The sequence below is a fragment of the Geoalkalibacter ferrihydriticus DSM 17813 genome (genome assembly GCF_000820505.1).
In the GTDB taxonomy this organism is placed as follows: domain Bacteria; phylum Desulfobacterota; class Desulfuromonadia; order Desulfuromonadales; family Geoalkalibacteraceae; genus Geoalkalibacter; species Geoalkalibacter ferrihydriticus.
The window spans coordinates 451229-475000 of the sequence record NZ_JWJD01000002.1 but is presented as its reverse complement, the minus strand read 5'-3'; the positions used below and the strand labels follow the sequence as shown (position 1 = coordinate 475000).

The 23772-nt window shown below is 56.0% G+C and carries 22 protein-coding genes and 2 rRNA genes (1 of these 24 running past the window's edge); 7 read left to right on the top strand and 17 right to left on the bottom strand.

What is annotated here, in order from left to right:
• Together GFER_RS08350 and rrf are read left to right on the top strand one after the other, a co-directional pair.
• Positions 1-1719: ribosomal RNA gene (locus tag GFER_RS08350) — 23S ribosomal RNA — on the top strand (it extends 1237 nt beyond the left edge of the window).
• A 136-nt stretch (positions 1720-1855) separates the two neighbouring features.
• Positions 1856-1972 (top strand): 5S ribosomal RNA (gene rrf, locus GFER_RS08345).
• Between the two features lie 180 nt (positions 1973-2152).
• On the opposite strand, the gene GFER_RS08340 is transcribed toward rrf, so the two are convergent.
• From GFER_RS08340 to glpX, 17 genes are all read right to left on the bottom strand, one after another.
• Positions 2153-3517 (bottom strand): sigma-54-dependent transcriptional regulator, encoded by a 1365-nt coding sequence (locus tag GFER_RS08340; RefSeq protein WP_040098298.1) that lies wholly within the window; start codon positions 3515-3517, stop codon positions 2153-2155.
• A 12-nt stretch (positions 3518-3529) separates the two neighbouring features.
• Positions 3530-5791: a sensor histidine kinase gene (locus GFER_RS08335; RefSeq protein ID WP_040098296.1), complete on the bottom strand. Its 2262-nt coding sequence runs from the start codon at positions 5789-5791 to the stop codon at positions 3530-3532.
• A gap of 131 nt (positions 5792-5922) precedes the next feature.
• The gene (gene lpxC / locus GFER_RS08330; protein ID WP_040098293.1) at positions 5923-6852 is read right to left on the bottom strand and encodes a UDP-3-O-acyl-N-acetylglucosamine deacetylase; all 930 of its coding nucleotides are present in this window, start codon (positions 6850-6852) and stop codon (positions 5923-5925) included.
• Between the two features lie 186 nt (positions 6853-7038).
• Positions 7039-8730, bottom strand: a complete 1692-nt coding sequence (locus GFER_RS08325; RefSeq protein ID WP_040098291.1) for an ABC1 kinase family protein — start codon at positions 8728-8730, stop codon at positions 7039-7041.
• Positions 8731-8761: 31 nt separating this feature from the next.
• Positions 8762-9088 (bottom strand): phasin family protein, encoded by a 327-nt coding sequence (locus GFER_RS08320; protein WP_040098289.1) that lies wholly within the window; start codon positions 9086-9088, stop codon positions 8762-8764.
• Between the two features lie 55 nt (positions 9089-9143).
• Positions 9144-10121 (bottom strand): patatin-like phospholipase family protein, encoded by a 978-nt coding sequence (locus tag GFER_RS08315; protein ID WP_052446208.1) that lies wholly within the window; start codon positions 10119-10121, stop codon positions 9144-9146.
• A 34-nt stretch (positions 10122-10155) separates the two neighbouring features.
• On the bottom strand, positions 10156-10365 hold the full coding sequence (locus GFER_RS08310) for a DUF2905 domain-containing protein (RefSeq protein WP_040098287.1): 210 nt from the start codon (positions 10363-10365) through the stop codon (positions 10156-10158).
• An 18-nt stretch (positions 10366-10383) separates the two neighbouring features.
• Complete coding sequence (locus GFER_RS08305; RefSeq protein ID WP_040098285.1) at positions 10384-10923, bottom strand: epoxyqueuosine reductase QueH; 540 nt, start codon at positions 10921-10923, stop codon at positions 10384-10386.
• A gap of 125 nt (positions 10924-11048) precedes the next feature.
• Positions 11049-13106 (bottom strand): hypothetical protein, encoded by a 2058-nt coding sequence (locus GFER_RS08300; RefSeq protein WP_040098282.1) that lies wholly within the window; start codon positions 13104-13106, stop codon positions 11049-11051.
• Positions 13107-13154: 48 nt separating this feature from the next.
• Positions 13155-13550, bottom strand: a complete 396-nt coding sequence (locus tag GFER_RS08295) for an outer membrane protein assembly factor BamD (RefSeq protein ID WP_040098280.1) — start codon at positions 13548-13550, stop codon at positions 13155-13157.
• Between the two features lie 5 nt (positions 13551-13555).
• On the bottom strand, positions 13556-14875 hold the full coding sequence (locus GFER_RS08290; protein ID WP_040098277.1) for a GGDEF domain-containing protein: 1320 nt from the start codon (positions 14873-14875) through the stop codon (positions 13556-13558).
• Positions 14876-14927: 52 nt separating this feature from the next.
• Positions 14928-15953: a Holliday junction branch migration DNA helicase RuvB gene (gene ruvB, locus GFER_RS08285; protein ID WP_040098274.1), complete on the bottom strand. Its 1026-nt coding sequence runs from the start codon at positions 15951-15953 to the stop codon at positions 14928-14930.
• A gap of 33 nt (positions 15954-15986) precedes the next feature.
• Positions 15987-16586, bottom strand: a complete 600-nt coding sequence (ruvA, locus tag GFER_RS08280) for a Holliday junction branch migration protein RuvA (RefSeq protein ID WP_040098719.1) — start codon at positions 16584-16586, stop codon at positions 15987-15989.
• Between the two features lie 19 nt (positions 16587-16605).
• The gene (gene ruvC, locus GFER_RS08275; protein WP_040098272.1) at positions 16606-17115 is read right to left on the bottom strand and encodes a crossover junction endodeoxyribonuclease RuvC; all 510 of its coding nucleotides are present in this window, start codon (positions 17113-17115) and stop codon (positions 16606-16608) included.
• A 61-nt stretch (positions 17116-17176) separates the two neighbouring features.
• Positions 17177-17923, bottom strand: coding sequence for a YebC/PmpR family DNA-binding transcriptional regulator (locus tag GFER_RS08270; RefSeq protein WP_040098269.1), 747 nt, complete (start codon positions 17921-17923; stop codon positions 17177-17179).
• Between the two features lie 173 nt (positions 17924-18096).
• Positions 18097-18924, bottom strand: a complete 828-nt coding sequence (locus GFER_RS08265; RefSeq protein ID WP_040098266.1) for a cytidylate kinase family protein — start codon at positions 18922-18924, stop codon at positions 18097-18099.
• A 74-nt stretch (positions 18925-18998) separates the two neighbouring features.
• Positions 18999-20000: a class II fructose-bisphosphatase gene (gene glpX / locus GFER_RS08260; RefSeq protein WP_052446207.1), complete on the bottom strand. Its 1002-nt coding sequence runs from the start codon at positions 19998-20000 to the stop codon at positions 18999-19001.
• 407 nt (positions 20001-20407) lie between these two features.
• Between glpX and GFER_RS08250 the strand changes: the two genes are divergently transcribed.
• The 5 genes from GFER_RS08250 to GFER_RS08230 all read left to right on the top strand — a co-directional run bounded on the left by GFER_RS08250 (position 20408) and on the right by GFER_RS08230 (position 23703).
• Entirely contained in the window at positions 20408-21184 is a 777-nt protein-coding gene (locus GFER_RS08250) for a glycerophosphodiester phosphodiesterase (RefSeq protein WP_052446206.1), read from the top strand.
• A 53-nt stretch (positions 21185-21237) separates the two neighbouring features.
• On the top strand, positions 21238-21882 hold the full coding sequence (locus tag GFER_RS08245; protein ID WP_040098261.1) for an HAD family hydrolase: 645 nt from the start codon (positions 21238-21240) through the stop codon (positions 21880-21882).
• Positions 21883-21988: 106 nt separating this feature from the next.
• Entirely contained in the window at positions 21989-23155 is a 1167-nt protein-coding gene (locus GFER_RS08240; RefSeq protein WP_040098258.1) for a class I SAM-dependent methyltransferase, read from the top strand.
• An 86-nt stretch (positions 23156-23241) separates the two neighbouring features.
• Complete coding sequence (locus GFER_RS08235) at positions 23242-23478, top strand: NifU family protein (protein WP_040098256.1); 237 nt, start codon at positions 23242-23244, stop codon at positions 23476-23478.
• A gap of 30 nt (positions 23479-23508) precedes the next feature.
• Positions 23509-23703, top strand: coding sequence for a hypothetical protein (locus GFER_RS08230; RefSeq protein WP_040098254.1), 195 nt, complete (start codon positions 23509-23511; stop codon positions 23701-23703).
• Positions 23704-23772: the final 69 nt, after the last annotated feature.

The following is a 23772-nucleotide window of genomic DNA, read 5'->3' as shown; positions in this document are numbered from 1 at the left end:
TAGGGGAGCATTGTGGCAACCGCTGAAGGTCGACCGTAAGGACGGCTGGAGGAACCACAAGAGATTATGCTGACATGAGTAGCGCAAATGCGGGTGAGAAACCCGCACGCCGAAAGCCCAAGGTTTCCTCAGTAAAGGTAATCTGCTGAGGGTTAGTCGGCCCCTAAGGCGAGGCCGAAAGGCGTAGTTGATGGGAAACAGGTTAATATTCCTGTACCTCTTGTTACTGCGATGGGGGGACGGAGAAGGGTAGGCCATCCGGGTGTTGGACGTCCCGGTTCAAGCGTGTAGACGGGGAGAGTAGGCAAATCCGCTTTCCCATTCAACGTCAAGGCGTGATGACGAGAGCTTTAAGCTCACAAAGTGGTTGATCCCATGCTTCCAAGAAAAGCCTCTAAGCTTCAGGTAACAAGAGACCGTACCGCAAACCAACTCAGGTGGGCGGGCAGAGTATGCTCAGGCGATTGAGATAACCCTGGTTAAGGAACTCGGCAAAATGACACCGTAACTTCGGGAGAAGGTGTGCCCCCATTAGGTGTAGCGATTCGCACGCGAAGCCGAAGGGGGTCGCAGAGAAATGGCGGTAGCGACTGTTTACTAAAAACACAGCACTCTGCAAACTCGTAAGAGGAAGTATAGGGTGTGACGCCTGCCCGGTGCCGGAAGGTTAAGGGGATCTGTCAGCGCAAGCAAAGCAGTGAACCGAAGCCCCGGTAAACGGCGGCCGTAACTATAACGGTCCTAAGGTAGCGAAATTCCTTGTCGGGTAAGTTCCGACCTGCACGAATGGCGTAACGACTTCCGCACTGTCTCAACCAGGGACTCAGCGAAATTGAATTCTCGGTGAAGATGCCGAGTACCCGCGGCAAGACGGAAAGACCCCGTGAACCTTTACTACAGCTTGGCAGTGACGTTCGGGACAGCATGTGTAGGATAGGTGGGAGACTATGAAGCTGGGACGCTAGTCTCGGTGGAGTCGTCCTTGAAATACCACCCTTGTTGTTCTGGGCGTCTAACCTAGGCCCGTGATCCGGGTCAGGGACACTGCCTGGTGGGTAGTTTGACTGGGGCGGTCGCCTCCCAAAGTGTAACGGAGGCGCGCGAAGGTTCCCTCAGGCTGATTGGAAACCAGCCGTAGAGTGCAAAGGCATAAGGGAGCTTGACTGCGAGACAGACACGTCGAGCAGGTGCGAAAGCAGGTCTTAGTGATCCGGCGGTTCTGTATGGAAGGGCCGTCGCTCAACGGATAAAAGGTACTCCGGGGATAACAGGCTTATCTCCCCCAAGAGTTCACATCGACGGGGAGGTTTGGCACCTCGATGTCGGCTCATCGCATCCTGGGGCTGAAGTCGGTCCCAAGGGTTTGGCTGTTCGCCAATTAAAGCGGTACGCGAGCTGGGTTTAAAACGTCGTGAGACAGTTTGGTCCCTATCTGCCGTGGGCGTAGGAGATTTGAGAGGATCTGTCCCTAGTACGAGAGGACCGGGATGGACGAACCGCTGGTGTTCCTGTTGTCCCGCCCGGGGCAATGGCAGGGTAGCTATGTTCGGACAGGATAACCGCTGAAAGCATCTAAGCGGGAAGCCCCCCTCAAGACGAGATCTCCCCGGGAGCAATCCCCTAAAGGTCCGTCGGAGACGACGACGTTGATAGGCCGGGTGTGTAAGAGTGGCAACGCTCTGAGCTAACCGGTACTAATCGACCGTGAGGCTTGACCATAAAAAGTTTTTACCGTGAAGAGCGGGGGATGGTTTCCCCATCCCCCGCCTCTTCCATATACAAAATTGCGCTTTAGAAAAAACCCATGCATCCAAAAAGAGAATCGTCTTAGCAATTGCATACCGATTACACGATTTTCGGTGGCGATAGCGTAGGGGTCACACCTGTTCCCATCCCGAACACAGAAGTTAAGCCCTACAGCGCCGATGATACTGCACGGGAGACTGTGTGGGAAAGTAGGTCGCCGCCGGAATGTTTTTACGGCAAAGGCCCCTGATTACCAGGGGCTTTTGTTTTCTGAAAAAAACGATCTTTTGTTTTCTGAAAGCTTTATTTGAAGCCCACCTCGCATGAGGTGGGCTTTTTGTCTTTTGGTTCTTGAGTCACTCTTTAGTTCCCGCCAGCAGTAACAAACTCCCCTTTGCACCGTAGGTTATTTTTTCAGCTCAATCCCATAGGATTTGATCTTGCGGTGCAGGTTGGATCGCTCCAAATCGATGAATTCCGCAGTGCGCGAAATATTCCAGTCGTTTTCCTCGAGCTTCTGCATGATAAACTCCCGTTCGAAGTCCTCCTTGGCTTCCCTGAAGTTGCTGGCCTCAATGCCGAGGCGTCGCACGTTGCCATTATCTTGGCGATTGGTGAGATGTGCGGGGAGATGTGCGGGGGTGATTTCATTGCTGGGAGTCATAATCACCAGACGTTCAATTAAATTTTTCAGTTCTCGAACATTGCCGGGCCAGGAATAATATTTCAAAGCGGTCACAGCTTCCGGGGTTAAGGATTTGATTTCGCGGCTCTCCTGACGTGAGAAATGTTCGAGAAAATGCTTGGCCAACGCTGGGATGTCTTCTTTCCGTTCGCGCAGAGGGGGGACGTGAAAGGGGAGAACGTTGAGGCGATAAAATAAGTCTTCACGGAAATTCCCCTGGGAAATTTCCTCCTCGAGATTTTTATTGGTTGCCGCAATAACCCGCACATCCACCTCAATGGTGCGGCTACCGCCAACTCGTTCGAATTTTCTCTCCTGCAGTATGCGCAGCACCTTTGCTTGAGTTTTCAAACTCATATCCCCAATTTCATCAAGAAAAAGGGTTCCTTCATGGGCAAGATCGAATTTCCCTTTGCGCAAGGCTGTAGCGCCGGTAAATGAACCCTTCTCATGGCCGAAGAGTTCCGACTCGATGAGATCTTCAGGAATGGCGGCACAGTTGACCTCGACAAATGGTTTATCCCTGCGTTGCGAAAAATTGTGGATAGCGCGCGCCACGAGCTCTTTCCCGGTACCGTTTTCCCCGGTGATGAGTACCCAACCGCTGGTGGGGGCGGCGATGGAGATCTGTTGCTTGAGGGTGCTAATCTCTTCACTGTTGCCGATCATTTCATCAGCCTTAGCAAAACGCGCCCTGAGGGAGCGATTTTCTTCGAGGAGTTGGCCCATTTTGAGGGCATTCTGAATGCATGTAAGGACTTTTTCCAGAGCCAGGGGCTTCTCAATAAAGTCATAGGCTCCTAACTTCAAGGCTTTAACCGCCGTTTCAATAGTTCCGTGGCCGCTCATCATAACCACAAGCAGATCCGGCCACTGCTCTTTTGCCCTGCGCAGGGTTTCCAGTCCGTCTATTCCGGGCATCCAAATGTCGAGAAGCATGAGATCTGGATTTTCTTCGCGAATTTTATCAAGAGCCTCCTCACCGCTTGCGGAAAACACCGGGCGGAAACCCTCATCCAGGAGGATGCCTTCAAGGCTCAGGCGGATATTGGTCTCATCGTCGACAATCAAAATTGTTTTCATAATTTCAGTCTTTTGTCAGGCAGTGAAAGATTTACTGCTGAGGGTGCTTTCACCCACCGGCAGCTCAACGATAAATTGGGTGCCGCGTGGACTGTTATCGCGTACCCTGATGTAGCCATTGTGATCGGAAATAATAGAGGAAACGATGGCTAGGCCAAGGCCTGTACCTGATTTTTTTGTCGAAAAATACGGCTCGAAAAGGCGCGGCTTGACTTGTGGTGCAATTCCACAGCCGGTGTCGGCCACGGTCAGGGTCGCCATCTGAAGCTCAGTGCTGAAGTGCGTGGAAACGGTAATGCTGCCTTCTTGATCTATCGCGCCAACTGCATTGTCGAGCAGATTGATAATAGTGCGTTTGATTTGGTCCCGATCAAGATTGAAAATCGGGAGTTCAGAATCAGGTCGAAATGAAAAACGAATGTTTTTATGTCCTTCCTGAAACAAAATCAGGGATTCGGCCACTATCTGATTGAGGTCGTTGGGGCTGGGTCGGCTGGTCGGCATGCGTGCAAAATTGGAAAATTCGTTAACCAGGTTTTTCAGTTCATCGACCTGTTGAACAATCATGGCAGTGCATTCGTCAAACACTTTGTCGTCCTCGCCGAATCTGTCCAGGTAGCGGCGGCGCAGTCGTTGAGCCGATAGTTGAATCGGAGTAAGAGGGTTTTTGATTTCATGGGCGATGCGGCGCGCAACTTCGCGCCAAGCGGCCATACGCTGAGCTTTGATAAGTTGGGTCAGGTCGTCAAAGACGACGACCGTTCCCATAAACTCGCCACTCTCATCGCGAAGCGTCGTGACATGGACCAATAGCGTCAATTTGCTGTCATGGACTGGAATGGTAACCTGCTTGCTGATCGAATCTTTGCCGGATTCAAGCAAATCGCGCAAAATTTCTCTGACCAGGGGGGTATATTCCGGGTCAAGAACCTCGCGGAAATTTTTCCCGAGAATTTTTTTGTTCTTAATGTTGAGCAGTTTTTCCGCCGCCTTGTTCACCGTCGTGAGATCGCCGCCTTTGTCGATGGCTATGACACCGCCGGTAATGTTGCGCAGCACGATTTCCATGTAGCGCCGCCGTTGATCAAGTTCCAGATTGGAAATCTGGAGCTCGCGGTTGGCCGCCTGCAGGCTCTTTTGCCCCTTACGCAAATCGGCCGTCATGGTGTTGAATGCTTCGACCAAGGTGCCTATCTCATCGTCACTGGTGAGATCGATGTGAACATCCAGATCTCCTTGGGCCACCCGATTGGTCGCTACAGCCAACTCCTGTATGGGTACGGTGATGCCCCGAGCAAGGTGAAAGCCGAACCAGGTTGCGAGAAAAATGATAACCAGGGCGATGAGCAGCAGCACGACGACGTATCCCATCTGAATGCGCCCTTTGACCATTTTTGTTCCCTTGTACTGTTCAAAGGATGCCTTGATCTCCTTCATTTTCGAGACCAGGGAATGGGGCACATAGTAGTTGACCACCACGACCCCGACGACATCATCGGGGTTCCAGTTCGAATAGACGGGCACGATACCACGGATGAGGTCGGCCTTGCCGATCGGGGTGATGCGGGTAAAGCGATTGCCTTGCAGGGCTTCGCGAATGGCGTCAGATCCGGGATCAGTGAACTCGGCGGCGGGGACATCCGGATTGGTGACTCTTACGAGTTCCTCGAAGGTGGAAGAGAACACCTCGACAATGCCCAGGTTATATTCTTTTTGCTTCTCTTGAATGAAGATCGTAAGGCGATCCAGGTTGGTTTCATTGAGGAGGCGGTCCCGCTTGATGATCCGCGCCAATTGCTCCCCGTAGTACAGCGCATTGGATGCCGAGTTTTTGTAGTAAGTTTCCGCGACCTCCAGAGACTCCTGTAAAGAATTCTCGACCTGACTGTTGAACCAGTTCTCTATCGTGTTGGTGATAAAGCCTGCCGAAACAAAAAAAAGCAGCATGGTCGGCACCAGCGACAGGGCAACAAACGCCACGACCAGCTTGCTGCGAATGCGCGCTCCTGGCACGCCGCGCCGCCGTTCCAGAATCAGCTTGAAGAGATTGCGAAAAACCAGGAAAAAAAAGAGGAGAATCAACAGGAGGTTGATGTTGATCAGGGCCAGCACCAGAATGCCGTTGGTCAGGGATACACCGGAAGACAGGTCAAGGAGACGTGACTCATATTGCGTGAGGGCAAAAACCAGCAGAAGACAGAGAAGGATGAGGGCCCATTCGCGACGTCGTTTGCGAAACTCGGCCTGTTGCTGATCTGGTTTTTCCATGGTCGTCATTAAGCCGTCCCTGATAGTCTAAAAGATTAATTTTAGGCGATTTGTCCCTTTGTTTGCAAGTCAGATCGAAAAACAAAAAAAGCAGCCTGAACGGCTGCTTTGAGAAGAGTTAAATGTCTGGAAAGATATTATCAGGCCTTGGCCGGTAGCAATTCTCCGGCGAAGGCCGGCAAGATGCCGCGCCTGGATTCGCGCAGAGACTTGTCACTGAATTCGACGAGTTTCCAGTGCTCGGGATTGGCGAGGATTTTTTCAACCATTTTATGGTTTATATCGTGGCCCGCTTTGTAGGCCTTAAGGTGGCCGAGAAGAGGATAACCCAGCAGGCTGAAGTCACCGATGCTGTCAAGAATTTTGTGTCGCACGAATTCATCGGCATAGCGCAGTCCCTCAGGGTTGAGGATGCCCTCCTCACCGATAACGATGGCATTGTCGAGGGAGCCGCCGCGGGCGAGGCCGTTGGCCTTGAGATATTCGACCTCTTGCAGAAAGCCGAAAGTGCGGGCCGGGGCGATCTCTTTGCGAAAGGCCTGGGCAGTGCATTTAAAGGAATAATGCTGCTGCGCAATGCTTGGGTGATCGAAGGCAATGTCAAAGCTTACCCGGAAAAAACGCGACGGAATAAGTGTCACCCGCTTTTCGCCCTCGACGAGAGTGATCGGTTTGCGGATGGCGAGGAACTTGCGGCTGCGATCAAGTTGGCGCACCCCAGCGCTCTGCAGCAACTCGACAAAGGGAGCGGCGCTTCCATCGAGAACCGGCACTTCGGGCCCGTCGATATCAATGTGCAGGTTGTCGATGCCCAGCGCACTCAGGGCCGCAAGCAGATGTTCCACCGTCGAAACGCTCAGACCGCCCTTGCCGAGTACCGTCGCTAATTGGGTATCTATGACGTTGGCCGAGTTGGCCTCAATGGTCACCCGGCGCTCGCCTTCGGCGCGATGAAAAAGGATGCCGGTTCCGGCTTTGGCGGGACGCAGATTCATACTGATGCGGCGCCCCGAATGGAGCCCGATACCTGAAATCATCAGTGGGTTTGCAATTGTGTACTGGAAAATCAAAACTTGCCTCCTGGGCAGGGTCAGATCGTTCGTATGTTAGCGTCTATCCCTGCAAGGAGTTTGCCAGGTTTTTGGAGGGGGCTAAGTGCTCTGATTTAAAAGGAAAGCTTTCAAGGGGTGACAGTGTGAGAAGGTGTGTTTGTTGCACCCTAACCATAGGTGGGTGTTGCGCCAAGACCACAGTTGTTAAAGTCTGCCGGAGCGTAGGATGGCGATTGCCAACCACAGGCCGAGCACGCCGGCGATGCTGTATCCGAGTAGGCCAAGAACTGGAAAATCGAAAAGTTGAGGGCCCTTGTCGCTCTGTATGATGAGGGAGCTGCCGACAATCAGTGCACCGATGATCAAGGAAAAGGACAAGCGGTTACTTGACTTGTCAAACTCTGAAATAAGTTTCTCCAGGCCGCGGTGTTCCAGGTCGATCTTGAATTTGTTGCGATTGACCCGATTGATGAATTCCTTGAGGTCACGGGGCAAATTCCTGACCAGTGAAGTATAGGATTCGACGAGGGAGTACATGCCGCGGGAAATATTTCCGGGGGACAGCCGCTGATGAACCATTTTTTTGATAAATGGTTGGAGATGTTCAATCATATTGAATTCAGGATCAAGTTGTCGGCCGAGGCCTTCGACCGTCACCAGAGCCTTCGCCAGCAGCATTAGGTCAGCAGGAAATTTAATGCGATAGGCGTTCATCAGATCAACGAATTCCATGAGAAGGCGGCCGACATTGAGATCCCCCAAAGGCATTTCATAATAATCATCAATGAATTCGTAAAGATCGCGTTTGAGTCCCTTGCGATCGGTCTCTTCTGTAATGTCGCCCGAAAAGAGCATCAGCGTGAGAATGCGATCAACGTCGCGGTTGAGAATGCCGAGCAAAAGATCAATCAGGTGCTGCTTCAGATCATCATCAACGCGGCCCACCATACCGTAGTCGAGCAGGCAAATGACATTTTCTTCGAGAATGAAGAAATTGCCGGGGTGAGGGTCGCCATGGAACATTCCGTGGACCAGAACCTGGGTTAGAAAAAAATCGGCGCCGCGGTGGGCGATGGTCTTGAGGTCATAGCCACCACTGCGCAGCAGATCGAGATCTGATACCTTGAACCCCTCTATGTATTCCATGGTCAGGACCGTGTCGCCGGTAACCTCCCAGAACACAGTTGGAAAATAAACGGTTTCATCTCCCTCGAAGTTGGCGGCAAAACGATCAATGGTATGCCCTTCTCGAGTAAAGTCCATTTCGCGGTGAATAGTGCGCCGAAACTCCTTGACCAGGCCGCTTGGATCGTAAAGATCGCCGCCGGGAAGATGGTTTTCAACCAGGTAGGCCAAGCCGGCCATAATATCGAGATCTATCTCGATGGTCTTGGCGATACCGGGTCGACGGGCCTTGACGACCACCTCCTCGCCGCTGATGAGGCGCGCCCGATGAACTTGCGCAATGGAAGCGGCGGCAATGGGCTCAGGGTCGAAGTAAGCGAAAAGGTCTTCTACCGGCTGGCCGAGTTCCTTCTGAATCTGCGCTTGCAACTCAGCCACGGGCACCGGCGGCACATTGTCCTGCAGTTTGCTCAGCTCCTCAATGTATTCGCGGGGAATGACGTCGGGGCGCGTGGAGAGGATTTGTCCGAGCTTGACGAAGGTTGGGCCCAACTCCTCCATGGCCAGACGCAGGCGTTCGGCTTGACTCAACCTGTCGATATTTTTAGGCGCCGTGCCGAGGGTGACGATGCGCCGGCCGAGCTCAAGGTAATAATCAATATTAAGCTGTTCGACCACATGGCCAAAGCCGTACTTGATCAGGATACCCAGAATGTTGCGGTACCTTTTGATCGAACGAATGTTGCGGTTGATCCGTGTAAAAGTCAGCATAGAAACAGGGCGTCAGCAGCCATGGCGAGGCTTACTTCTGCAACTCCTTTACCTGCTTGTCAAGCTCCTTGAGGTGCTTGTCCATCTGCTGCACTTTTTTCTGGAGTTTCTCAAACTCTTCCAAGGTCACGACGCCAACGCGCTGCGCGGCCAGACGAATTTCTTCCTGGGCCATCTCCTCAAGTTTTTTCTGGGTGTCCTCGGCGTTTTTGCGCATTTTTTCCAGAAACGCCTTGCCTTCTTCCTCTGAAACATTGAAGCGTTCCTTCATCTCGCCGAGCAGTTCTTCGGCTTTTTTCTGCGTCATGCTCGCGGCGCCCATACCGGTCAACATTATTTTCTCCAGCAGCTCAAACATGGAAATCCTCCTTATTGGCTGAATGATAAATTCACTGCGACAAGTTTAGCATGGCTTAAGGTCTGTGCAATGTCTTTGTTGTAATCCGGCGCAACTCTGGCAGCACGGCAACCGCCGCGCGTTCCCCAGCGGCAATGGCCTCGCGGGCGCGGTGAAATTCAAGCAGAGTGATATCGCCAAAATCGGGGCGGATCAGCAGGTCAAAAGTGTTTTGCTCCAATCGCAAATCGTTGATCTGGTTTTCCATGATTGCAATACTCTGCGCGCATACTTTCAGCAGGCTAGGTGGTGTGCGTCGCCGGCGACGACTTGGCGAGGCGTCTGCGTCTGAACTGTTTTTTTTCTGCCAGAACTCGCGAAATAGCGATTCGATGCGGTGTGGAGTGAAAGAAAAAAACCAGCTGGACGGCGGCTGGTCATCTTTGCGGCGTGCCGGCAAATAGTCTTCGCGCAGCGGTTTTTCTACCAGCGGAATGGCGCACACGGCGATCACTTTATCCGCTCCCAGGGCATGTGCCGCGGCAATGGGAACCGGGTGACAGAGCCCGCCATCAATGAGAAACCTCTGGCCGAAGCGCGCTGCGGGGAAGATGCCGGGAAAGGAGATGGCTGCACGTAGCGCATCGAGAAGATTCCCGCGGCGAATGACCAGGGGTTCACCGCTTTCCACGTCCGTCGCGGTGACCGCCAGGGGCAGGCGCAACTGTTCGAAGGTCGTTGCGGGAAGCAATTCGGCCATGAAGGTCAACACCCGCTGTCCGTCAAGCAGCCCGACAGTGGGCAGTACCGGGTCCATCAGTCGGGCGAGCTTCTTCCAATCGATGCCCACGGCTGTTTCTTCCATCTGCGCCACGGGGACTCCGGCGGCATAAAGGGCGCCGATGAATGCTCCGATGGAGGTGCCGGCGATGCAATCGATGCCGATGCCTTCCCGTTCCAGTACCTTGAGTACGCCGATATGCGCCAAGCCGCGGGCGGCACCGCTTCCCAGGGCAAGGCCGATTCTGGGAGATTGAGGGTTCTTACTGCGCATCGCCGCCTCACAAAAACATGAGCCACCGGAGTGCTCAGCGGCGAAAAAAATACAGCGCCAGAGACACCAGGACTGATATCAGAATACAGGTCCCGAGAGGGAAGTAAATACTGAAGTTCTCCTTGGCGATACGAATATCGCCGGGAAGCCGCCCGATAAACGGAATTTTCCCGCCCCAGGTAAGGAGCAGGCCGGCCAGGATCAGTATGACGCCGAGTGCAATGAGAGTCTTGCCCGGATGCATAGTCGTAGGATCGCAGTCTCAGGATCGTTCGCGCGGATGATAGCGGTCTTTTTCAGAATATATACAGCCGCAGTACTGTTGGCGATAGAGCCCCATGGCTTTGGAGGCCTGGATGCCCTGCTGCCAACCGCTGCGGAAGTCGTCGTAGTGGAACCTCAGCCCATAGCGTTGGGCGAGTTCTTCCCCAAGTTCGCGGATGCGCTCGTGCTGCTGATAGCGCGAATAGAGAAGGCTGGTGGTAAAAGCCTCAAAACCCCTTTCCGCTGCGGCACGGGCGGCATCTTCCAGCCGTGAGAGATAGCAGTAGTTGCAGCGCCCCTGCGGGTCTGCGGCGACTTTTGCGAGAAATTCCTCAAGGCGATACTCATCGCGGTAGTCAATCTCCAGTTCGCGCAGATCGGCAAATCCGCGTACCGCTTCCAGGCGTCGCTGATATTCCTGGTAGGGATGGATATTGTGATTGAAAAAATAGCCACGTACCTTAAAGTCCTGGTTGCGCAGAACCTCCAGGGGATAAATGGCGCAATTGGCGCAGCAGATATGCAGCAGAATATTCATTCCAACTCCGGAATGTATGGCGAATTTCCGGTCTTCACCGGGGCCGACTTTGCATTACTCTTATTCATTATATACCCAAGCCCCGTGGTGCGAGCAAGGACGCATTGGTTAAGAAGGGCAGGGCTCTATTCAGGAATCAGCTCCCAAGGAGGCAGGGGCAGGGATTCCCAGATTTTTTTTGCCCAGTGGCGCGCGGCCTGGGTTTTTTCACGCCGACTGTGGGTTTCACGCAACAACTCCAGGCGCAAGCGTTGAAGTTCGTCCAGATATTTTTCGACGATGGCCGCGGTCAGGTGCCGGTCGCAGGGTAAACGTACGGCCTGGCCGTCACTGTAGGAGGCGAGCACCAGGGCCTTGGCAGTCTCTTCTCCCTCAACCTGGACCACGTGACCCGCCGCATCGGCGAGCTCCCACACCCCGAGAAAGTCACTTTTGATCTCCAGGGCCCCGTGGATGGCGAACTCCTTGAGCTCCGGCCGATATTGGTCATAGAGATACTTTTCTGGAAATTGCGGCAAGCCGTCAGCAAAAACCCGCTGCACGATGCGCTCTTTTTCTGCTTCGCTGATACTGCGCTCGCGTTTGGCCAGTGACCTGGCGGCGCCGTCGTCTCTGCCTTCCAGCAGATCCGCAGCACTGCCGAGCCAGATTGCGAGCATTTCTTCCAAGGATTGAGTTCCCTCGCTTCCCGGGCCTGTCAAGGTTTCTTGCCCGGCATGGAGCTCTGTTTCTGGGGACGGGCTGCTGAGACTTTGGGCAGCGGACGCGGGGGCAGATTTTTTTAGTCGCCAAGCGAGGCGCCCCTGGTCGGTGCGGCTCAGGTCGCATAGGGTAAATTGCTCGATGAGGATCTCAATCAGGGGGCGGCCGAAATCGGCACCTAACCAGTGGTCCGGCAACACCAGCTCGATCTGTGCCTGGTCCGCGGCGAGACCAAGCAGATGTACGGTTTCCCAGACCCATCGGGGTGTGCGCGGCGCGGGTTGCCAGCGTCGATGGGGCCAGGATGTGCGCAAGCGGATGCGCAACAGTTCTTTTTCGGCCGCGCTGGGATAGTCAGCAGAGGCGAGAATTGTCCCTTCGATGCGTTCCGGTGGGATGCTTGGATGAAGATTGATGAGAGCGTCGGCGGATGCAACAGGTGCAGGCAAGCCGCGCAGCTCACGTAGCAGCGCGAGAAGGGCGCGCACCGCCAGATCCTGGTGGCCCTCATGGAAAGGGCCGATGGCAGGGCGCGGCGCGCACGGATTGACCAGGAGGGTGCCGGAAGCAATGCTCTCCGGGGTGGCGGGCGCCATGAGCCCGAGTTTTCCTGCGCGATCGCCAAGGAGAATCTCCACTGTCTGAGCGGCCTTCTGCCGGTCTTTTCCCCAACGCAGTTGTCCGAGGCGACGAAATAAATGATGGAAGCGGACGGCACCCGCATGGGGCAGGGGCAATTCGCCGTCAAATGGTAGCAGCGCTTGAGCCAGGGCCGGCGAGAGATAGGGAACGCTCAACTCCAGTGCCCGTTCGATTTTTTCGGGCTGGACTCCGGGTGGGATCTGATCGGCAGCCATCAAGGCGAGCAGGCGCGCCAGGGTCAGAGCTCCCTTGCTGACGGCCAATTGCTGTGAGGGTGCGTCCAGATCGGCGCCGCTTTCAGCCCGGGCGCAGCGGAAGGTTTCTTCGAGTTCTGTTTGCGTGATGTGCAGAGACGCATGACAGAGATTGGCCAAATAGTGGGGGCTGAGTTCTTCAGGTGCGACGGCGCCGAGGACCGCCAGGGGTTTTAATTCTTCAAGAACCTCTTGAAGGGCCCAGCGAAAATCAGATTTCTGAGGATCGCGGTGAGAAACCAATTCCAGGGATTTTACTCGTTGTGGCGCGACGTTGCGCACCTCCCAGAAGTCGATGCGCCTGGGCGCCCAGGTGATGAAATGCCCCAAGCCCAGTGCTTGAGCGCAAGCGCGCCCCAGCACGAAAGATTCTTCGGCTTCGCGCGCGCAGAGCAAGACGATGCCTCCAGCCATAAAACTCTCGCGGTTGATCCAGAAGACCAGCGGGGGGCAGACCACGCCCTGATGCGAGAAAAGCCGTGGCCAGGATTCCACGCGACGAAAGGGCAAGCGCCCTTGAGCGATAAGCTCCTGGGCCCAGGTTTCCAGATCGCGAACAAGCTGTTTTTGGGCATTTTCATTCATTGGCTTTGCTTTGCTTTGCTTTGCAGGCGAATCCACGGGCGGTGGAGTTCAACGTCCCTCGGTATCAAGGAGAATCTGTTTGAATTGCTCCAAGCTGATTTCGAGGTGCCGCACTTGTTTGGTCAGGGCAAGATTGTGGTCGCGGCAATTCTCAAAGTCATGCTTGAGTTGCGCGAGTTGTTGTTCCAGAAAATGATTGCGCTCTGCTTCTGCCACGGCCTTGCGGTGGCCTTCGAGCAGTTCCCCGGCTGCCACCGCTAACGGGCTGTGCGGAAATTGCGTCCTGAGCCGGGTGAAGGCTTGTGGTTCCGAATCGCCCTCTTGCCACCTCTGGAGCCCCTGGTGGAAAAGACTTTCGTCTTGCGGATGAATCTGGATCGGGCCGAAGGTCGCTGGGCCGCATCCGGCCATCACCACCAGAAGCAGCAGGAAGATGATTTTCATAGTTTTTATCGCTGATCTCGGCGGTCGATGAGAAAGTTGCTGCCGGGAACCTTTTTGAGGTGGTCCTTGATCTTGGCACATTCGCGTCCGATGGCCTCTGGCGTCGGGTTTTTAAGGCTGGTCGAGGTGACAACCGCGACGGACATGGTCAACAGGGGAAAGCGCCGTTCAACATCGAAGCGATCAGTGCTGAGAAAAAAGCCGCGTTGCCGGTCGTCTTCCGTGTAGAATTCAGGCACCTCAAGGTCAAAGCTCCGGATCAGCTCTTCAGCGATCGCCTCGGCCCGTTCGGGCAGGGTCAAGATGATGTAGTCGTCTCCGCCGATGTGGCCGGCCAAATCCTGGTCGGTTCCATGGCGCTGCACCGCCTGCTGCACGAGTTCACCCACCCTGGCCAGTACCCCGCTGCCCGTTTGATAGCCGTAGCGATCATTAAAGGCCTTGAAGTGGTCAAGGTCGACATACAGGGCGGCAAAGGGTTGTTTGTGGGTGACGCGTTTTTCAATCTCACGTTCGATGGCCAAATTCCCCGGCAGGTGGGTCAGGGGGTTGGCATCGAGGCGCAACTGATCGAGTTCTTTAAGTTTCTGTCCCATTTCATGAAAGTCCCGCGCCAGTTGGCCGAATTCATCATTCGTATCCAGGGCGGGCGGGGCGTCGAAGCTGCCTGCGGCCATCTCTTTTGTTGCTCCGGTCAGGCGCCGTACCGCCTGATGGATGCGATAGCTTCCCCAGGTGCCGACCAACATCGCAAGGGTGATGCCGCAAAAAGTCAGAGTCAGGGTCAGACGAAAAGCGCGGCGGCTTTGTGCCAGAAGGGATTGCAGCTGCTGATCCAGCGCCTGTTCGCGGCGCTGAACAAATTGCTCCAGCTGCCCCACCAGTCGGTAGCGCTGGGGTGAAAGAATCGTCTGGGACAACTCGGCCGCCTCTTCCCAGCGCTCCTCGTCAAGAAGCCGGCGGGCCTGCCGGATTGCCTCTGTCGAATCAGCCAGGGCACGCGCCAGGTGCTGGTCGCGCGTGGAGGCAAGGGATTCAAACTTTTGCCGAATTTTCATGTATTCCTGTTCGCGCCCAGCCAGCAACGCTGAGAGCTGTGGGTCGCGCAGGATCAGAATCTGACGTTCAAGTCGTTCCTGGGCTAGAAGATTTGCGCGCAGTTCACGCGTTGCCTCGATCAGGGCGAAATCAACCTGGACCAGTTCCTGGTTGAGGCGCGTCTGGCTGCTCAGCGCCATGAGGGCATAAACGACTCCGGCCAGGCACAGCAAGCTGACCAGCACATAGCCGGCGGCAATTTTGTGGGCGATCGGAAAGCGCAGCATGATCGTTTTCACTCTAGCAGGAAATGGCTGCTGATGCTCGCCGCGGCCCGCATCAGGAAAACAGGCCGCCGGCTTCCTCGGGGTTTGCGGGCAGCCGCTGCAAATGACGGTAGGCCGCGAGGCTGGCCTTGCGGCCTCGCGGGGTGCGGTTGAGGTAGCCCTGTTGAATCAGATAAGGCTCAATGACATCCTCGATCGTGTCTTTTTCCTCTCCCACAGCAGCAGCCAGAGTTTCCAGCCCCACCGGTCCGCCACCGAACTTGTCGATGATGGTGAGCAATATCCGCCGGTCCATGTGGTCAAGGCCGAGACTGTCGACTTCGAGCCGGTCGAGGGCCTGATCCGCAACCTCGCGCGTGATCACGCCGGCGCCGCGCACCTCGGCAAAATCCCGCACCCGGCGCAGCAGGCGGTTGGCAATGCGCGGCGTGCCGCGGCTGCGGCGGGCGATCTCCCAAGCCCCCTCTTTATCCGCGGCGATTTCCAGGATGCGCGCGCTGCGCTCGACGATCTGTGCCAGTTCGGACGGCGAGTAGAATTCCAGACGGCTGATGACGCCGAATCGATCGCGCAGCGGGGATGAGAGCAAGCCTGCGCGAGTCGTGGCGCCCACCAGGGTAAAGCGCGGCAGATCGAGCTTGACGGTGCGTGCCGAAGGTCCCTGGCCGATGATGATGTCGAGTTGGTAGTCCTCCATGGCCGGATAAAGAACTTCCTCGATGACCGGCGAGAGGCGGTGAATTTCGTCAATGAACAGCACATCACCGCTCTCCAAGTTGGTGAGGATGGCGGCCAGATCACCCGGTTTTTCAATGACCGGACCCGAGGTGCTCTTGATACTGACCCCCATCTCGCCGGCGATGATGTTGGCCAGGGTCGTTTTTCCCAGTCCGGGCGGGCCGTAGAAAAGCACATGATCAAGTGCCTCCTGACGGCCGCGCGCGGCCTGAATAAAAATTTCGAGGTTCTCGCGGGCCTTGAGCTGACCGATGTACTCGCGCAACAACCGAGGACGCAGGCTGTTCTCGAAGCGATCCTCCGTGTCGGAGAGCTGTGGAGAAATCAGGCGATCTTCCATCCGATGCAACCTTGCTGGGGCCGTTGCCCCTGTTTACTTCATGAGAACCTTCAGGGCACCCTTGAGGATTTCCTCCAATCCGGCCTCTGGAGCAACTTCAAGGGATTCAAGGACCTTGCGTGCCTGAGCATCCTTGTAGCCCAGATTGACCAGTGCGGAAAGGGCATCGTCGAGACTTGTCGCGGTCGGTTCGATGGTTGTCGCAGAGTGCTCGTCGGTCGAAAAAGGCGCCAGGCGTGCCACCTTGTCCTTGAGCTCCAGGCTGAGGCGCTCAGCGGTTTTCTTGCCGATTCCCGGAACGGCTGAGAGCCGCCGGATGTCCCCCTGGCCCAGGGCGGTGCGCAGATCCTTTGCCGGAATATTTGAGAGGATATTGACCGCCAGCTTGGGGCCAACGCCGGAAACCGACAGTAGCAGGGCGAACATCGCCTTTTCGGCCGGGGTGAGAAAGCCGTAGAGAGAGATGGCATCTTCCTTGACGTTGGTATGGATCTGCAACTGCACCAGACCGTCGTCGGGAAGCTGATAAAAGGTCGACAGGGGAACCGTGACCCGATAGCCCACCCCTCCGACATCGACGATCACGTGATCCAGGGATTTATAGGCGATTTTTCCGGTCAGCAAGGCGATCATGGGGTTCTCGCTCTGGAGTTCAGCGCCCGGCGCGGCCAAGCGCCTTTGCCAGGCTGGTGTTGAGTCCGACACTGTGCGCATGACAAACCGCCACCGCCAAGGCGTCGGACGCGTCTTCTTGAGCAATTTCAGGAAGATTGAGAAGGATTTTCACCATCTCCTGGATCTGGCCCTTGGCGGCACGCCCGTAACCCACCACCGCGCTTTTGACCTGCAGGGCGGTGTATTCGTAGACCGGCAGGTCCTGGTGTACCCCGGCAAGCAGGGCGACTCCGCGGGCATGGCCGAGTTTGAGTGCCGAAAGAGCGTTGCGCGCCAAAAAAATCTGCTCAACCGCCATGGTATCCGGCTCATAGCGCGTGATGATCTCGGCCAGTTGTCGGTAGATAATCTCGAGGCGCTTGCTCAACGCGGTCTCATTGCCGGTAAGGATGACACCGTTGTCGATATGCACTAGGCGATTGCCCTGTTTTTCAATGAGGCCATAGCCGGTGGCGCGACTGCCGGGGTCGATGCCGAGAATGCGCATTTAAGACTCTTGCCTGTCGTTAGTCGTTCGTTTGCGCACTTGAGTTCCCGAACCTCATCGATTAGCCCAGGATCTGGGCGATGTCTTCATCGGAAATGTCGAAATTGGCGTAGACGTTCTGCACATCGTCGTAATCTTCGAGCTTGTCCATCAATTTGAGCATCTGCTCGGCTTGCTTACCTTCGAGTTTGACCATGGTCTGGGGGATCATGGTAATTTCCGCCGTTTCCCGTTGCAGGCCCTTGGCCTCCAGTGCCTCGCGCACCTCGATAAAGTTCTCCGGCGCGGTGATAACTTCGTAAGCGTCGCCCTCGTCCTTCATGTCCTCGGCACCGACCTCCAGGGCGGCCTCGAAAATGGCATCGAAATCGTTGTCGACAGAAAAGGAAATAAGCCCCTTGCGGTCGAAGAGAAAGGCCACCGACCCGTTGACGCCGAGATTTCCGCCGTGTTTGCTGAAGATATGCCGCACATCGGCAACGGTGCGGGTGCGGTTGTCCGTCATGAACTCGACCATGACTGCCGCGCCGCCGGGGCCGTAACCCTCAAAGATCCCTTCCTCGTAGCTGACGCCGTCCAGATCGCCGGTGCCTTTTTTAATCGCCCGGTCGATATTATCCTTGGGCATATTGGCCTGCTTGGCCTTGTCCACCGCCAGGCGCAGTCGCGGATTGGTGTCCGGATCGCCGTCGCCGAGGCGCGCGGCAATTGTGATTTCCTTAATCAATTTCGTGAATATTTTGCCACGACGGGCATCTTGCGCGCCCTTGCGGTGTTTGATGTTTGCCCACTTGCTGTGTCCGGCCATAAAAAGAATCTGCTCCTTGCTGATAAATCACGCCGCGCGGCGAATTTTTGCGAAAAGACAGGGTGGGAATCCTAGCATGAAGCGCACAAGAGCGGCAAGGTGTTGTTGGACGACTCGGCGCTAAAGAAAAAGCCGGCGAAGAGCCGGCTTGGTATTTGATATTGCGTTATTTTTCAATGCTCATCGGGCAGGGTGCGATATTCGATGACCCGCAGTCGGTCGACGACATCCGTGGCACCGGGGCAGCTGCCAGCAATCTTGATCATCTCCCGGCGTTCCGCTTCGCTGTGGGCGGTGCCGTGAAGTGTCACGATGCCGTCGCTGACGGAGACGTCGACATTAACGTCTTCAACGCCCGGGGCGGTGAGCAGGCCGATTTCCACACGTTTGCGCAGGATCAGATCGTTGAGGATTTGCGTTTTGCTTGATTGCTGCTCCCTAAGGTAGGAGTCGCGTACCCCCTCGCAGATTAGCTTGACAGCCGTGTCCTCTGTCAGACGCTCGGTATTGATGACCAGATCGTAACCCAAGGGATCTTCCCAGTCACGATCGAAGTAGTACTTGATGAACCCTGCGCGCTGCTGGTCGCTGCGGCGCACCAGCTTGCGCGCTAGATCTGGATCGAGCCACTCGCGCTCGGCCCAGCGCTCCACGCGCAACTCGAAGGGCGCGATGATGCGAACCCGAAAAACGCTGGCGACATCGCGCAGCAGATCCTGCCCGCCGCGGCCGTAGATGATGACGTTGCCCTTGAGCGCCGCTTCGAGGATGATCAGTTCAATCTTATGCAGATCGGCTTCGATTTCCTGGTCTTCGCGTTCGATGAATGCAGGGGGTTTCTCGTCAGCCTTTTCGATGGCCTCTGGACTCAGGCCGCTGTTGACGGCCTCTTTGAGAATGGATTCCCCGTTGATCAGGGTGTAGCCAAGCTTTTCCGCGGCCTTGTGCGCGATAGGAATGCCACTGCTGCCCATTTCGCGGGAGATGGTAATAATCGCCATGAAGACTCTCTCAAATCGGGTTACATAAAGAAAAACACTGATAATCTAAGCAATTCGAAGCAAGATTGCAAGTCTTAAAATGTCTTTGCCGGGCAGGGTGTTTCCTGGGTAGCGGGTGCCTGATCAAGCCTCGGTTTGAAGTCGAAAAAGTGGCGGGTTTCAATAAAGCGCACGGTGCGGGTGCGGGAGCGCATGACGATTGAATGAGTTGAGGCGCCTCCGGAGAAATAACGCACGCCGCGCAGCAGGTCACCATTGGTGACCCCTGTGGCCGCAAAAACGACCTCACCACGCGCCAGATCCTCAGCGCGATAGATGCGGTCAAAGTCATCGATGCCCATGGCCCGCGCCCGGTCACGTTCTTCCTGGTTGAGAAAAACCAGGCGCGCCTGCATGTCGCCTCCCATGCAGCGCAGGGCCGTCGCCGCGAGTACGCCTTCGGGTGCGCCGCCGATGCCCATCATCAGATCAACGCCGCTGCCTTCAACGGCAGCGGCGATGGCTGGGGCCACGTCGCCGTCGCTGATCAGGTGAATGCGTGCGCCCGCTTTGCGCAGTTCTTTGACGGTTTTGTCATGGCGCGGGCGGTCGAGGATGACGACCGTCAGATCTTCCACCCGGCAGCCCTTAGCCACGGCCACATTTTTCAGGTTGACCGTCGCGGGCGCGTTGATGTCGATGGCGCCGCGTGCCCCGGGACCAACGGCAATCTTTTCCATATACATGTCCGGGGCATGGAGAAATCCCCCCTTGGGCGCCAAAGCGATGGTGGCGATAGCCCCGTTCATGCCCTTGGCGCAGATGCTGGTGCCTTCCAAAGGGTCTACCGCGATATCCACCTCGGTGTGGGCGCCGTTGCCCACTTTCTCGCCGATATAGAGCATGGGCGCTTCATCCATCTCCCCTTCGCCGATGACGACCGTGCCGCTGATGCCGACGGTTTCCAGGGTTTTGCGCATGGCGTTGACGGCGGCATCGTCGGCCGCCTCCTTGTTGCCTTTCCCTACCCACCGGCCGCACGCTAAGGCGGCGGCTTCGGTGACACGTACCAGTTCCAGCGCCAGATTGCGATCCATGTGAACCTCTTATCCTATTTTGTTTTGGTGTAATTTATTCAGCATGCACCGCAGACCGCGGCGGCATCGCTTGCGGTAAAGACGCGCCAGCGGTTCAGATATGCGCCGCGGCACCCAACCGCAACGCCCTGCGGCGCGAAAACGGATGATGGCATAAAAGAGTCCCGAAACTCAAGATTTCAGGGCTGGAGCTTGCGGTTTGTTTTGTTTATGATTGTTCGCCTGGGGGAAATCCCTTGTCCGCGAGGTATGCGTGGTTCGTTGTCTGGACACAGCAAGGCACGGGACGCTTTAGATTTCCATAGCCGTGGCGGCTGCGGCTACCTCCCAGAAACAGGGTTATGAGCATGGCAGCCACCAGGCAAAGGGCCAGCAGCAGCAAAAATATTTGGTCGCGGGAGAATTTCATGAAGCCTCCAATTTTTTCAAAGCAGCACGAGGACCGCATTTTTCTTTGGGCTCATCGCGGCGCCTCGGCCTGTGCGCCGGAGAACACCCTGGCGGCCTTTCGCCTGGCTGAAGCTCAAGGGGCCGACGGGGTCGAGCTTGACGTGCATTTGTCGCGCGATGCCACTCCCCTGGTCATTCATGATGATACCCTGGAGCGAACCACGAACGGTCGCGGTGCGGTGGCTGATATGGGGACGCGAGAACTGCGCCGACTGGACGCGGGGCGCTGGTTTTCACCGGCTTTTTCCCGTGAGCCGATTCCCCTTCTCGTCGAGGTTCTGGAATGGGCCGCCGACCGGGTGGCGCTCAACCTCGAACTCAAGAATCGCCGGACGGGGGAAGTCGTGCTGCGGCTGTTAAACGATTATCCGCACTGCAAGGTTCTGGTGTCCTCCTTCGATCATCGCTTGCTCAAAACATTGCGTTCGGCCGCGCCACAGTTGCCGCTGGGTTTTTTGTGCGAGAGTCGCTTCTGGCGTTTGGCGTTGCGGCGGGCCATTGCCGCCGGAGCGCACAGCTTGCATCCGCGTCAGGACCTGGTGAGTGCCTCTCTGGTGCGGGCGGTGCGTGACGCAGGGCTGGCGATCTATCCTTGGACCGTCGACGAGACGAAGCGTGCCGGCAAGTTGCTGCGTCTGGGTGTCGATGGACTGTTTACCAACCAGCCTGGGGTCCTTCGCGAAAAACTGGAGAGCGCCGGCCGATTGACAATCGCGCGTCACTTGTTAACGTAAGAGATCGGATTGTAACCTTTCGGCTTGCGCGGACCTAAGGACATCGACACTGCATGTTTTCTGATCCCAGCGAGATTCGCTCAATTGTTTTCGATCTTGACGGCACCCTGTACGTCTGTCCACCTATCGCGGCGGAAATCGAAAGGGCCGCAGCGGCGATGGTTGCGTCAACTCGCGGGGTTGATCTGGCCCAGGGGCGCGATTTGCTCAGGCGGGCGCGACGGCGGTTGGGTGAGATGTATGACGAAGAACCCACCCTGACCCGAACCTGCCTGGAACTTGGCATTGATTGGCCCGATTTTCACCTGGCTCTGCAAAATGGCGTGCATCCCGAGCGCTACCTCGAATATGACCCCGTGCTCGTGGCTCTGCTCGATTCCTTGAGCGAGCACTGCGAACTCTATATTTATACCAACAACAATCTGGCCTTGAGCCAGAAAATTCTGGCCCTGCTGGGTGTTCAGTCGTTGTTTCGCCGTATCTATACCATCGAGTTCACCGGGTTGCCAAAACCTGACAGGGAGGCGTTTTTTCGGGTGATCGACGATATCGGCGGCCCGCCCGAAAGCTTTCTTTTCGTTGGCGATCGAGAAGTGGTGGATCTCAAAGTCCCCCGCGCTCACGGCAGCCCTGCGTTGCTGGTGCGTGAAGCCGCCGATCTTCTGCAGATCCACAAACTTCTCGGCCTTATCCCCTGACTTTTGTAGTGCGGCTTTTCATGGTTGTGTCTTGTCGGTTTATCAAGTAAAATCGCTCCTTTCTTCTTGCCGTTCATCCACAATCGTTCACTAAAGATAGAAATGTATGCCTTCGCAAACCAACAACAAGCCTGAGCTTGAAGAATTTCTGCGCCATCGCATTGCCGCACGCGGCGCCATGCCCTTTGTCGAATTTATGGAGCACTGCCTGTATCATCCGCAGTGGGGTTATTATGTCGCGCCGCGGCAAAGAATCGGCAAGCAGGGCGACTTTTTTACCTCCAGCAGCGTCCACTTTGTGTTCGGCCGGCTGCTTTTTCGGCAGTTGCAGCAGATGGCCGAACTCCTGGGTGGCGAGGACTTCACCCTGGTTGAGCAGGGCGCCGGCGAGGGGCATCTGGCCCTTGATATTCTTGATGCCGCGGCCGCGGAGGATTCTGAGCTTTACCAACGGCTGCATTATGTGCTGAGTGAAGTCGGTGCCGATTCCCGGCGCCGCCAAGAGCAGTTGCTCGAACGGCATCTGCAAGCCGGCCGGGTGCGGTGGGCTGCGTTTGATGAAATCGACTCTCTTGAGGGCGTGTTTCTGTCCAACGAACTGGTCGATGCCTTTCCCGTGCATCTGGTCGAACAGACTGGGGAGGGCTTGCGTGAGATTCACGTCGCTTGGCGTGACGGAAGCTTCCATGAAGAGCTGCTTCCTCTTTCCACGCCGCAAATTGAGAACTATCTCACCGCGCTGGGCATCAGGCTTCCCGTCGGCAATCGGGCCGAAGTCAACCTGGCTGCGGTGCGCTGGATGGAAGAGTTGGCCGGCAAATTGCGGCGGGGCTTTGTCATGACCATCGATTACGGCTATCCAGCTGCGGAGCTCTATTCTCCCCTGCGGCGCAATGGTACGCTGATGTGCTATCATCGCCACCAAAGCAGCGAAAACCCGCTGGAGAACGTCGGCTATCAGGACATCACCAGCCACGTCGATTTCACCACCTTGCAGCGCTGCGGTGAGCCCCTGGGGCTTCTGCCGCTGTTTTTCGGCCCCCAGTATCGCTTTCTCATGGGGCTGGGTTTCGTCGAAATGCTGATGGAGCTGGAGGCGCGTGAAACAGACCCCAATCGCGCCCGCAATCTTCGTTTGACCCTGAAGAATCTTATCATGCCTGAAACCGGGATGGGCGAGACTTTTAAGGCTCTGGTGCAGGGCAAGGGCGTTGGGGCGCCTGAGCTGCTCTGTCGGAGAGCTATTTCCGATATCCGATTGCCCATGGTCTGAGTCGGGTTTTTGCTGCTTAAGAGGGTTGCCGATGGCCCCACCGGGGCCTATACTTGAAAAACAACAGAAATAGGAGGTTTCATCCCATGAGTGAAAAAGTCAATAAAGAACAAGTCGAGAAGGTTCTCAACGAGGTGCGCCCCGCTCTGCAGGCCGATGGCGGCGATGTCGAGCTGGTTGAAGTCGGTGACGACGGCATCATCAAGGTGCGCCTGACCGGCGCCTGCGGGTCCTGCCCCATGTCAACCGTGACCTTGAAGATGGGCATTGAGAAAACCCTTAAGGACAAGGTTCCCGGGGTGCAGGAAGTGGTGCAGGTCTAAGGTTCAAACTTTTGCGACGGGGAGGCGAGCATGATCAAGGTTAAAACCTTCGGTGAACCCTTGGAAGCTTTCAAAACCCACAAAGAACTCAACGAGCTCGATCAGCGAGTCAACGAGTTCATCCGCACCAACGGCATCACCAAAGTCATCTCCATCAGCGATGCTGCGACCACGGAAGGTGGCACGACCATCGGCTTGGTACGGGTGCTGCTTTACGAAGAGTAGTCGCCCGCGACCACAGCATGCTGTCTGACTGATCGAAAAGCCCTGCGCACAAAGTTGCGCAGGGCTTTT